This is a genomic window from Streptomyces adustus, from assembly GCF_009377175.1.
Classification (GTDB): Bacteria; Actinomycetota; Actinomycetes; order Streptomycetales; family Streptomycetaceae; genus Streptomyces; species Streptomyces adustus.
In genome coordinates this window covers 45,277-57,178 of sequence record NZ_VJZD01000010.1, presented here as the reverse complement: position 1 = coordinate 57,178, position 11,902 = coordinate 45,277, and the positions used below count along the sequence as shown (strand labels likewise).

The window sequence follows — 11,902 nt, the reverse complement described above, 5'->3', positions numbered from 1 at the left end:
CCGCTGACGGGGCCACCCGGCAGTCTCCGAGTGCCGACACGACGGGAAGGAGGCCCCAGTGGCCAGAGTGCGGATGCGGGACGTGGCCGAGCACGCCGGGGTGTCGGTGCGCACGGTGTCGAACGTGGTCAGCGGCTACGAGCACGTCAGCCCCGACACCCGCGCCAAGGTGCAGCGCTCGCTGGACGAGCTGGGCTACCGCATGGACTACCTGGCGCGCGGCCTGCGTTCGGGCCGCACCGGCTTCATCGCGCTGGCGGTGCCGTTCCTCGCCGAGCCCTACTTCGCCGAGCTCGCCCAGGCCGTCATCCGGGCCGCGGGCCGGCGCGGCATCACGGTGCTCGTCGAGTCGACCGCGGGCGACAGCGGGGTGGAGCGGCAGATCATCGAGGGCGGTCTGACCAATGTCGCCGACGGGGTGCTGCTGAGCGCCCTGACCCTGCCCGCGGGCGACGTCGCCGCCAAGAAGCCGGACTTTCCGCTGGTCATGCTGGGTGAGCACAGCGTCGGCGACCAGTTTCCCCGCGTCGGTATCGACAATGTGGCGGCCGCCCGCACCGCGGTCGAGCACCTGCTGGAGCAGGGCTGCCGCTGGATCGTCGCGCTCGGCCGCAACGGCAGCGAGAACGGCCGCCAGCGCACCGAGGGTTACGAGCAGGCGATGTCCGCCGCCCGGGTGCGACGGGTGAACTGGCTGGTCGTACCGGTCGAGGACTGGACCAGGGACCAGGGCTACGCGGCCGTGCGGGAGCTCCTGGAGGGCGACGGCCCGCTGCCGGACGCCATCTTCGCCTTCAACGACGCGCTGGCCGTCGGCGCGCTGCGGGCCCTGGACGCCTCCGGGGTGCGGGTGCCCGAGGACGTCGCCGTCGTCGGTATCGACGCCATCCAGGAGTCGGCCTACACCCACCCGCCGCTCACCTCGATCGCCCCCGACCTCGACGCCATCGCCGAGCGCGCGCTGGCCCTGCTGGAGGAGCAGATCCAGTCCCGCGGGGCCTCCGAGGAGGCCGCGCCGGACGGGGAGGCGCAGGTGGGCGCGGTGGTGGCGGCGCCCCAGGAGCCCACACCGTACCGGCTGGTCGTACGGGAGTCCTCGCGCCGCGAGGCCCCCCGGGAGTGAGTCGGAGTCCGGCGCGCGCGAGGTGACGCTCGGTCGCGGCAGCGGCCCGGCGGACTTGTTCGCCGCGGTCTATTGCATCGTTGCAAAACGTGTGCGAGGGTCTGCGCCATCGAGTTCACATCGATTTAACGAGGTGAATACCCCTATGAGCGGAGCGATGGCGCGCCGGCGGTTTCTTGCCCTCGGCGGTGGCCTTGCCCTGACCGGAGGGCTCGCGGCGTGCTCCTCCCCGCTCGCGTCCGGCCTTATGGGCTCGCAGCCGAACACGGCGGATGTCATCTTCTGGAACCTCTTCACCGGTGGTGACGGCGCCAACATGGTGCTGATGGAGAAGGCGTTCCAGAAGGCCAACCCGGGAACGACGGTCGACGCGACCATCCTGGGCTGGGGCAATCCGTACTACACGAAGCTTGCACTGGCCACCGCGAGCGGCACCCCGCCGGACGTCGGCATCACCCACCTCTCCCGGCTCCCGCTGCTGGCCGCCTCCGGCCTGCTTCAGCCGGTCGAGGACACCCCCCTCGGGGAGCTGGGTGTCACCGAGGACAAGTTCACGCCGGCGGCCTGGAAGAAGGCCACCGTGGACGGAAAGGTGTACGCGGTCCCGCTGGACACGCACCCCTTCGTCCTCTATTACAACGTCGACATCGCCCGCAGGGCGGGCCTGCTGAACTCCGCCGGCGACGGTCTCGTGCCCCTCGAGGGCAAGGAGGACTTCGTCGCCGCGGTGAAGGCGATGAAGGACGCGGGCGGCGCCCAGTACGGCGCGGTCATGTCGATCACCGCCGACCCGTCCACCGCCTGGCGCTTCTTCAGCATGGTCTACTCCGGCCTGGCCGGCCCGATCGTCACCGACTCCGGGACGAAGATCGCCATCGATGACGAGGCGATGCGGGAGACGGTCGCCTTCATGCAGAGCCTGACCGGCCCGAACCTGATGCCGAAGAACCTCACCGGCGCGGGCGCCAACGCCCTCTTCAGCACGGGCAAGGCCGGCTTCCTCTTCGACGGGGAATGGCAGATCCCGTCGTACCGGGGGGTCAAGAACCTGAAGTTCGACGTCGTGCCGTTCCCGGCGCTGCTCGGCGACAAGCCGGTGGCCTACGCCGACTCGCACGCGCTGATCCTGCCGCGCAACGACCGCGGCGACGAGACCCGCACCCGCAATGCGTCGAAGTTCGTCAAGAGCCTGCTCGACAGCAGCGCGGTGTGGGCCGAGGGCGGGCACATCCCCGCCTGGCTGCCCACCCAGAGGAGCAAGGCGTTCCTCGACCTGTCGCCGCAGCGCAACTACGTCGAGGCCGCCTTCAACGCCCAGTACGACCCGGTCGCCTGGTACACCGGCGCCGGCTCGGACTTCCAGGGCGTGATCGGCGGAACGGTCATCGAGGCGCTCGCCGGGCGGATCTCGCCCACGGGCATGGCGGGCGCGATGCGCTCCGCGCTAAAGCGGTACACCACGTCCCGACCGCCGGTCACGATGAAGTAGGAGGCAGTCACCATGACGACCGTCGTCTCGACGCGACCGGCACCCGCCGCAACCCCCACGGCACTCGCCGCCGACCGGCCCACCTCTTCCGAACGCCGGGCGGGCCGACTGCTCACCGCCCCCTTCCTCGTGATCTACCTGCTGTTCCTGGTCGGCCCGCTGCTCGTCGGTGTGGTGCTGAGCTTCTTCAACACCACCACCGTCAAGAGCGGCCTCGGGGACTTCGTCGGCCTGTCGAACTACCGCGAGGTGCTCACCGACTCCCTTTTCTGGGAGAGCCTGTGGCACTCGGTGCTCTTCACCCTGCTGACCACGCCCCCGCTGGTGATCCTCGCCCTGGGCGTCGCCATCCTGGCCTCGCGCATACGCCGCGGCCGGCTCTTCTACCGCATCGCGTTCTTCGTGCCGTACGTCGTGCCGTCCTCCGTGGTCACCCTGGTCTTCCTGTGGATGTACACCCCGCAGATCGGCCTCATACCCAAGGTGTTCGACGCCGTCGGACTGCCGGTGCCGGACTTCATCGGCAGCACCTCGGGCGGCTGGACCGCCGTCGTGCTGATGACTGTGTGGTGGACGTTCGGCTTCAACTTCGTCCTCTACACCGCGGCGATCCAGGACGTCCCCGCGGACGTCTACGAGGCGGCGGCCCTCGACGGCGCGAGCCCCTGGCAGCAGATCCGCCACATCACGATCCCCCTGCTCGGCCGGACCACCAGCCTGGTGCTGATCCTCCAGATCCTCGCCTCGCTGAAGGTCTTCGACCAGATCTACCAGTTGCTCGGCGGCGGACCGAACCAATCGACCCGACCGGTCATCGAGTACATCTACGACACCGGCTTCACCGCCTACCGGGGTGGCTACGGCGCTGCCGCCACCATGGTGTATTTCGTCATCATCGTCGCGATCTCGGCGGCCTGGTACGGGCTGCGGCGCCGTCGCGCGACCAGCAGCGCGGCCTGAGCGGAGGACCCATGACCACCATCACCCAGCCGCAGCTCGCCGAACCGAACGGCACGGTCAACGGCGCCAGACTCTTCAACCGGCTCTGCGCCGTGTGCCTGACCCTGTTCGCGCTGATCTGGCTGGTGCCCTTCGTCTGGGCACTGATCACCTCGCTGCGCGACGACGCCGCCATCACCCAGAGCCCCACGTCGATCTTCGACGGCGGCTGGTCGCTGAAGGCGTACTCGACCGCCTGGGACAACCACCCGATCGGCACCTGGTACCTCAACAGCCTGGTGATCTCGGTGCTCGCCGTGATCTTCACCGTGGCCTTCTGCTCGATGGCCGGATTCGCCCTGGCCTTCCTGCGCTTCCGTGGCCGCGCCCTGGTCATGGCGGTCGTCACGGCCGGCCTGATGCTGCCGACCGAGGCGCTGGTGCTGCCCCAGTTCATCGAGTACCGGTCCTTCCACCTGCTCGGCACGTTCTGGGCGCTCGTCCTGCCGTCGGTGGCGGCGCCGATCTCGGTGTTCGTCTTCCACTCCTTCTTCCGCGGCATCCCCACGGCGCTGATCGAGGCCGCCCGTATCGACGGCGCGAGCTGGTGGCGGGTCTACGCCAGCGTGTGCATGCCGATCTGCCGCCCGGCGGTGTCCACGGTCGCGATCCTCACCTTCATCAGCTCCTGGAACTCGTTCCTGTGGCCGCTGCTGGTGCTCAGCCAGACCAGGTCCCAGACCATCCCGGTGGGCCTCGCCTCCCTCGTGGACCCCAGCAGCCCCCAGTACGCCGAGATCATGGCCTCCTCCGTCCTCGGCTTCATCCCGCTCATCGCGGTCTTCCTGGTCTTCCAGCGGCAGATCGTCCAGGGCATCGCCACGACCGGCATCAAGTAGCGGTCCCGACCCGCCACCGCGGCGGTGCCACAGCCCCTCGCCGGGAGACCGGAACGGGTGACGGCACCGCCGCGGCGGCGTTCGCAGGGGTTCTTCGGGGAAGAGTTGCCGGGCACTGTCGATCCGGCACCGCCTCGTTCGACGTCCTGATGTGGGGCCCGTCGCCGGACGAGGGACGGGCCAGGACCTGAACGAGGAAACATGACAGAACAGCTACTGAGAGTGATGAACTTCTGTGTCTCGCGCGACGGGATCGCCTGCGGACCCGGCGAGGACCAGAGCCTGGAGGAACCCTTCGGCCTGCCCCGTCCCGAGCGGCTGTTCTCCTGGGCCGGCGCCACGGCCAGCTGGCCCAACCGGACCGACCCCGGCGGCAGCCGCGGCCTCGACGACTACTTCACCCGGGACTTCCCCCGCAACATCGGCGCCGAGATCATGGGGCGCAACAAGTTCGGCCCCCAGCGCGGGCCCTGGCAGGACCACGACTGGCAGGGCTGGTGGGGTGACGAGCCCCCGTTCCGCACCCCCGTGTTCGTCATGACCCACCACAGCCGCCCGTCGTTCACGCTCTCCGACACCACCTTCCACTTCGTCGAGGGCGACCCGAAGACGGTCCTCGAACAGGCGAAGGAGGCGGCACAGGGCCAGGACGTCCGACTCGGCGGCGGGGTCACCACCGTCCGCCAGTTCCTGGACGCCGACCTCGTCGACACCCTGCACGTGGCGGTCGCACCGGTGGAACTCGGCTCGGGGCTCCGGCTGTGGGACTCGCCCGACGAACTGGAGGACCGGTTCAATCACGAGGCCGTGCCCAGCGCGAGCGGCGTCGTGCACCACCTTTACTGGCGGAGGTGACCGGAGCACACCGGCCACGCTCCGTCGCCGTGCTGAGATGCCGCGGAGACCTGGCGGGCGGCCGAACCCGCTGGTCTCCGCGGCATCAGGGACGAACGAAGCGCTCGACGCGCAGTCGGCTCAGCTGAAGACGAAGGGTCCTGGCGACTGGGCGGCGCTCGACGTACAGGTCACGGTGATGCCGAAGATGACCATCTTCAGCGAGCCCTTGTAGAAGTCCAGGCTGTCGCCGACGGCCACGGTGCCGGGGAGCGGACCGACGGTGACCGCCCCGCCTGCGGGCATGGCCGGGTTCACGGTGCCGCTGAAGACCCGGTTGGCGCCCGTGGAGTTGGTCATGGTCAGCGTGGAGTTGATGGAGTTCGCCGTGAGCGCGAGCGGGGTGGTGATGGCGGTGGAGCTGAGGGTGATGGTGGCCGAGGTGCTGCTGACCTGGGTCGCGGTCAGTGTGGCCGTGCCGCCGCCGAAGAGACCGCAGCTGGCGGTGATGGTGGCCGAACCGGGGGTGACGGCGGCGGACGCTGAGGGTGCGAAGGCCAGCGCCGTGGCGGCCAGGATGCCAGCCGTGAGTGCCGCACCTGAGGCTAATCGCTTCATGGGATCGAGCTTCCTTCCCGTACGTGGGAATGCCATGTGGGAAGCGACCCCGTCCGGGTGGGTGCGGTCACACCGCGGGGCGCCGGATCTGACGGACCGTCGGATCCTGGGTCCCATTGATGCGCGAGCGGCACGGGCCGACAAGGTTGAAATTTGGCCGATCGCGTGAACGCCCTTGCGGATCAGCGAAGTTGCGCTGACCATCCCTCGATGAACGGCTGTTCCTGGCCAACGGTCACGGCACTGCGCGTGGGTCCGGGTCCGGCTGTCCTGTACCAGCAGGGCCGGTTGCCGCTGGAGAAGTTCGTCACCGAACGCATCGGCCTGGACGACGTCGAGGACGCCTTCCACACCATGCACACCGGGCCCCCGAACTCGGTGAGCGGCTGGACGCACCGGTCCGACTGCACCCCGGTGACCGCCAGTTGTGGGAGATGACGCATCCGGGACGCACCTTCCAGGAGTTCGCGGACGGCACCCGCATCCGCGTGGCCGGTACGGAGCCGACGGCACCCGCATCCGCGTGGCCGGTACGGAGCCGACGGCGATCCACACCCCGGGCCACTCGCCCGGCTCGGTCTGCCTGCATCTGCCCGACGCGGACGCCCTGTTCTCCGGCGACACCCTGTTCAGCGGCGGCCCCGGCGCCACCGGACGCTCCTTCTCCGACTTCCCGACCGTCATCGCCTCGATCCGCGACCGGCTGCTCGGCCTGCCCGGACACACCCGGGTCCACACGGGGCACGGCGACGGCACGACCGTCGCGCGGGAAGCACCCCACCTGGGGGAGTGGATCCGCCGGGGCCGCTGACACCGTAGCGAGCCGGGCCAGTTGGGCGTGGTGCACGGGTGACGATCGCCTATCGGCGGCCGAGCCACCCGCGGTACGCGGCCACGGCGGTCGGGAGCGTCGGGAAGATCAGGTCCCTGCCGACCGACTCCGCGAGACCGTACGCCTCAAGATCGTCCAGCAGTTCCTGCTTCACGCGGGCGAGGGCGAACACGAGGCCGCGGTCGATCAGTTCGCGGCGCAGCTCGTCCACCGCGTCGAGGGCGGTGATGTCGACCTCCACATTGGCCTCGGTGTTGAGGACGAACCAGAAGACCGGTTCGGTCTGCCCGTCGACGGCGGCCAGGGCCCGGCGCCGGAAGTTCTCCGCGTTGGCGAAGAACAGCGGAGAGTCGTAGCGGTAGACGAGCAGCCCGGGAATCGTCCGGGCCTGCGGATAGTCGTCGACGTCGTGCATGCCGGCCATCCCGGGGACCAGTCCCTCGACGGCGTCGTGCGGACGGGCCACCCGGGACAGGAGTTCGACCACCGACAGGCCGACGGCCACGATCACGCCGTACAGGATGTCCAGAGCGAGGACCCCGGCCAGGCAGCCGAGCGCCAGGAGCAGCTCCCGGCGGCGGAAGGACGCCAGTCGGCGGAAGCCGCCGAGATCGACCATACGGACGGCGGCGTAGACGACGAGCGAGCCGAGCACCGCGGAGGGCGTGCGCGTCAGCAGCGGGCTGAGGAAGAGCAGCACCGCGAGCACCACCCCCGCGGCCACCAGCGAGTACCCCTGGCTGCGAGCGCCCCCCGAGGCGGCGAGGGCGGTGCGGCTGGCACTGCTGCTCACCGGGAATCCGTGCAGTACCCCCGCGCCCAGGTTCGCCGCGCCCAGAGCGAGGAACTCCTGGTCGGCGTCGAGCCCGGGACCCTCGTCGTCCCGGCCGTTGAACGCCCTCGCGGTGAGGATGAAGTCGGTGTACGCGACCAGCAGCACACCGAGCGCGGGCAGCACGAGGTGCGGCAGCTCACCCAGGTCCGGGACGGCGAGACCCGGCAGACCGGACGGGACCTCACCGATCACCTTCAGCCCGTACCGCCCGTCGAGGTCGAACACCACGACGGCGGCGGTGCCGAGTACGAAGGCGACCAACGGGCCGGGCACGGCACGGGCGTAACGGGCCGTCACGAACAGGAACACCAGGACGACGGCGGAGAAGACGACGGTCGCCGGGTCCGCGTCGGACAGGTGCACGAGGAAGGACCACAGCTGAGGGAAGAACTCCACACCGCTCGTCGTCACACCGGTGAGCTTGGGCAACTGGTCCACCATCATGATGAGCGCCACGCCCGCGAGATAGCCGATCAGGACCGGACGGGACAGCAGGTCCGCGAGGAAGCCCAGCCGCACCACGCGGGCGGCCAGGCAGAGCAGCCCGACCGTGACCGCGAGCGCCGCCGCCAGCGACGCGTAGCGCCCGGGGTCCCCGGCGGCGAGGGGCGCGACCACGGTGGCCGTCATGAGGGCGGTCGTGGACTCCGGGCCGACCGACAGCAGCCGTGAGGAACCGAACACCGCGTACAGCGCGAGGGCCGGGAGGATCGCCCACAGACCGGCGACCGGCGGCAGCCCGGCCACGCCGGCGTAGGCCATGACCTGCGGCACCAGATAGGCGGCCACCGTCACCCCGGCGAGCAGGTCACTCGACAGCCACGACCGCCGGTAACCGAGCAGGGCGACGAGGCCGGGAGCCAGCCGGCGCCACTGCGGGACGTGCCTGCCCGAACCTTTGGACATGTGTCGCCTTTCCGTCGTCTGCCCCCATGATCCACCGGACCTGAGGGCTACGCCGAGAGCCCGTCTGCCCGGTGTGCCCCGCTCGGCCCAACGGCCGGACAGAACAGGGCCGTTCGGCCCCGCGGACACGGACCTTCGGCATCCGTCGCCGTTCGGCGCGCGCGGCCAGAGTAGGGAGTGTCAGGCACCGAGCCGACCACTCCCGAAGGGAACCACCACGATGGCCCTGCACGAGCACCCGCACCGGGGCTCCGGCTTCCACCTGCCGTCGCTGCGCGGGAACCGGACCGCTTCCGCATCCGAGTCGGCCGTGTCGGCGGACGCCGGCACGCACACCGCGCAGGCCTACGCCTTCGCGTCCCTGCGTCTGCTCACGGGGTTCGTCTTCCTGTGGGCCTTCCTCGACAAGACCTTCGGGCTCGGCTACGCCACCCCGTCGGGCAAGGGCTGGATCGACGGCGGATCGCCGACGAAGGGGTTCCTCGGCTCCGTCGCCGCCGGCCCGATGCGATCCACCTTCCACTCCTGGGCCGGCGCCCCGTGGGCGGACTGGCTGTTCATGCTCGGCCTGCTCGGGATCGGCCTGGCCCTGACCGTCGGGCTCGCGCTGCGGATCGCCGCCGTCGCGGGCACGGCGATGATGGCGCTGATGTGGATCGCCGAGTGGCCGCCGGCCAGGCACCTCGCGGACGGTTCGGCGAGCATGTCGGCGAACCCGTTCGCCGACTACCACCTGGTCTACGCCGTCGCCCTGATCGCTCTGGCCGCCGCCGCGGCCGGCGACACCCTGGGCGCGGGCCGGTACTGGGCCGGACTGCCCCTCGTCCGCGACCACCGCTGGCTGCGCTGATCAGCACCGGCTCGGTGGCCCCCGCCCGGACCACCGAGCCGAGCCGTTCGGGGGCCGGTCGATCCCGATCCGGGACCAGCGGCCCCCGCACGCGGAACCGCCTGATCACCCTCGCCCTCTTGCCGGCCCGGCCATGCCGCCGCCACCGCCCGACGGCCCCACACCGACTTCCGGAGTCCCCTCATGTCCAAGGCCGAACACCAGGACGCCCCCGTACTGACGGACGAGGAGCTGCGCTCCCTGGACGCACACTGGCGGGCCGCCAACTATCTGGCCGCCGGCCAGATCTACCTCATGGCCAACCCGCTGCTGACCGAGTCCCTCAGGCCCGAGCACATCAAGCCCCGGCTGCTCGGGCACTGGGGCACCTCGCCCGGCCTCAACCTCGTGTACACCCACCTCAACCGGGTGATCAAGGCCCGGGGGATCGACGCCCTGTGCGTGTGGGGTCCCGGCCACGGAGGTCCCGCGATCCTGGCCAACTCCTGGCTGGAGGGCAGCTACAGCGAGACCTACCCGGACGTGCCGAGGGACGGTGCGGGCATGGCCCGGCTCTTCCGGCAGTTCTCCTTCCCGGGCGGTGTGCCCAGCCATGTCGCCCCGGAGACGCCCGGCTCCATCCACGAGGGAGGTGAGCTGGGCTACTCGCTGTCCCATGCGTACGGCGCGGCCTTCGACAACCCTGATCTGCTGGTCGCCTGCGTGATCGGCGACGGCGAGGCCGAGACCGGGCCGCTGGCCGCCGCCTGGCACTCCGACAAGTTCCTCGATCCCGTGCACGACGGAGCCGTGCTGCCGATCCTCCACCTCAACGGATACAAGATCGCCAACCCGACGGTGCTCTCCCGTCTGCCGGAGGCCGAACTCGACGCCCTGCTGCGGGGATACGGCCACGAGCCCCTTCACGTGACCGGCGACGACCCGGCCCAGGTCCACCGGGACATGGCGGCGGCGATGGACGACGCCCTGGACCGGATCGCCGCGATGCAGCAGACCGCCCGCGAGGGCGGCGTCACCGAGCGCGTGCACTGGCCCGTGATCGTGCTGCGCACCCCGAAGGGCTGGACCGGCCCCGCCGAGGTCGACGGCGAGCCCGTCGAGGGCACCTGGCGCGCGCATCAGGTACCGCTGCCCGGCGTCCGTGAGAACCCCGAACACCTCCGCCAGCTGGAGAACTGGCTCCGCTCCTACCGGCCCCAGGAGCTCTTCGGCCCCGACGGACGGCCCGCCGCCGACGTCCTCGCGTGCGTCCCCGACGGGGTCAAGCGGCTGGGCGCCACCCCGCACGCCAACGGCGGCCTGCTGGTCCGTGACCTGCCCATCGCTCCGCTCGACGACTTCGCCGTACCCGTCGACAAGCCGGGCGCCACCCTGCACGAGCCGACCCGCGTGCTGGGAGACCTCCTGGCCCGGGTGATGAAGGACACGGGGCGGCGACGCGACTTCCGCCTCGTCGGCCCCGACGAGACCGCGTCCAACCGGCTCCAGGCCGTCTTCGACGTCAGTGGAAAGGCATGGCAGGCCGAACGGCTGCCGGTCGACGAACACCTCGAACATCACGGCAGGGTCATGGAGATCCTCTCCGAACACACCTGTCAGGGCTGGCTGGAGGGATATCTCCTGACCGGCCGGCACGGCCTGTTCTCCTGCTACGAGGCGTTCGTCCACATCGTCGACTCCATGGTCAACCAGCACATCAAGTGGCTCAAGACGTCACGGGAGCTGCCCTGGCGAGCGCCCATCGCCTCTCTCAACTACCTGCTGACCTCGCACGTGTGGCGCCAGGACCACAACGGCTTCTCCCACCAGGATCCCGGCTTCGTCGACCACGTCCTCAACAAGAGCCCGGAGGTCGTACGGGTCTATCTGCCGCCGGACGCCAACACGCTGCTGTCGGTGGCGGACCACGCGCTGCGCAGCCGCGACTACGTCAACGTCATCGTGGCGGGCAAACAGCCCTGCTTCGACTGGCTGAGCATGGACCAGGCCCGTGCCCACTGCGCGCGCGGCGCCGGCATCTGGGAGTGGGCGGGCACGGAGAACGGCGGCGAGCCCGACGTGGTCCTGGCCTGCGCCGGTGATGTGCCCACCCAGGAAGTGCTCGCCGCCGCCGCTCTGTTGCGCCGCCACCTTCCCGACCTCGCCGTCCGCGTGGTCAACGTCGTCGACATGACGCGGCTCCTGCCCCGCGAGGAACACCCGCACGGGATGAGCGACTTCGAGTACGACGGGCTCTTCACCACCGACCGGCCGGTGATCTTCGCCTACCACGGCTACCCCTGGCTCATCCACCGCCTCGCCTACCGCCGTACCGGTCACCGGAACCTGCACGTACGCGGATACAAGGAGTCCGGCACCACGACCACGCCGTTCGACATGGTCGTCCGCAACGACCTCGACCGCTACCGCCTCGTCATGGACGTCATCGACCGTGTCCCCGGCCTCGCCGTGCGGGCCGCCTCCGTCCGGCAGCAGATGGCCGACGCGCGCACCCGGCACCAGGCATGGATCCGCGCATACGGTACCGACCTGCCCGAGGTCGCGGACTGGACCTGGGACGCCTGAGGGTCGGCACAA

The 11,902-nt window shown here is 70.5% G+C and carries 10 protein-coding genes and 1 pseudogene; 9 read left to right on the top strand and 2 right to left on the bottom strand.

What is annotated here, in order from left to right; genetic code table 11:
- Window positions 1-58 precede the first annotated feature (58 nt).
- The 5 genes from FNH09_RS04415 (at window position 59) to FNH09_RS04395 (ending at window position 5,305) form a co-directional block, all read left to right on the top strand.
- Window positions 59-1,123: a LacI family DNA-binding transcriptional regulator gene (locus FNH09_RS04415; protein WP_338017464.1), complete on the top strand. Its 1,065-nt coding sequence runs from the start codon at window positions 59-61 to the stop codon at window positions 1,121-1,123.
- Window positions 1,124-1,268: 145 nt separating this feature from the next.
- Window positions 1,269-2,612, top strand: coding sequence for an extracellular solute-binding protein (locus FNH09_RS04410; protein WP_238426445.1), 1,344 nt, complete (start codon window positions 1,269-1,271; stop codon window positions 2,610-2,612).
- A gap of 12 nt (window positions 2,613-2,624) precedes the next feature.
- Window positions 2,625-3,572 carry a carbohydrate ABC transporter permease gene (locus FNH09_RS04405; RefSeq protein WP_152885391.1) on the top strand — a complete coding sequence of 316 codons (948 nt, stop codon included), beginning with the start codon at window positions 2,625-2,627 and terminating at the stop codon, window positions 3,570-3,572.
- 11 nt (window positions 3,573-3,583) lie between these two features.
- Complete coding sequence (locus FNH09_RS04400) at window positions 3,584-4,450, top strand: carbohydrate ABC transporter permease (RefSeq protein ID WP_152885389.1); 867 nt, start codon at window positions 3,584-3,586, stop codon at window positions 4,448-4,450.
- Window positions 4,451-4,651: 201 nt separating this feature from the next.
- A complete protein-coding gene (locus FNH09_RS04395) occupies window positions 4,652-5,305 on the top strand; it encodes a dihydrofolate reductase family protein (RefSeq protein ID WP_152885387.1) in 654 nt (217 codons plus the stop codon).
- A gap of 120 nt (window positions 5,306-5,425) precedes the next feature.
- On the opposite strand, the gene FNH09_RS04390 is transcribed toward FNH09_RS04395, so the two are convergent.
- Window positions 5,426-5,902, bottom strand: coding sequence for a hypothetical protein (locus FNH09_RS04390; RefSeq protein ID WP_152885385.1), 477 nt, complete (start codon window positions 5,900-5,902; stop codon window positions 5,426-5,428).
- Window positions 5,903-6,112: 210 nt separating this feature from the next.
- On the opposite strand from FNH09_RS04390, the gene FNH09_RS04385 reads away from it, so the two are divergent.
- Together FNH09_RS04385 and FNH09_RS04380 are read left to right on the top strand one after the other, a co-directional pair.
- Window positions 6,113-6,340, top strand: a complete 228-nt coding sequence (locus FNH09_RS04385; protein ID WP_152885383.1) for a hypothetical protein — start codon at window positions 6,113-6,115, stop codon at window positions 6,338-6,340.
- Window positions 6,256-6,713 (top strand): annotated as a pseudogene (locus FNH09_RS04380) (MBL fold metallo-hydrolase); the annotation flags it as partial. The gene FNH09_RS04385 and the pseudogene FNH09_RS04380, both read left to right, overlap by 85 nt.
- A gap of 49 nt (window positions 6,714-6,762) precedes the next feature.
- Here the strand turns inward: FNH09_RS04380 and FNH09_RS04375 are convergent.
- Window positions 6,763-8,475, bottom strand: a complete 1,713-nt coding sequence (locus FNH09_RS04375; RefSeq protein WP_152885381.1) for a SulP family inorganic anion transporter — start codon at window positions 8,473-8,475, stop codon at window positions 6,763-6,765.
- Between the two features lie 220 nt (window positions 8,476-8,695).
- Between FNH09_RS04375 and FNH09_RS04370 the strand changes: the two genes are divergently transcribed.
- Both FNH09_RS04370 and FNH09_RS04365 read left to right on the top strand, forming a co-directional pair.
- Window positions 8,696-9,325 (top strand): DoxX family membrane protein, encoded by a 630-nt coding sequence (locus tag FNH09_RS04370; RefSeq protein WP_152885379.1) that lies wholly within the window; start codon window positions 8,696-8,698, stop codon window positions 9,323-9,325.
- A 183-nt stretch (window positions 9,326-9,508) separates the two neighbouring features.
- A complete protein-coding gene (locus FNH09_RS04365) occupies window positions 9,509-11,890 on the top strand; it encodes a phosphoketolase family protein (RefSeq protein WP_152885377.1) in 2,382 nt (793 codons plus the stop codon).
- Window positions 11,891-11,902 lie beyond the last annotated feature (12 nt).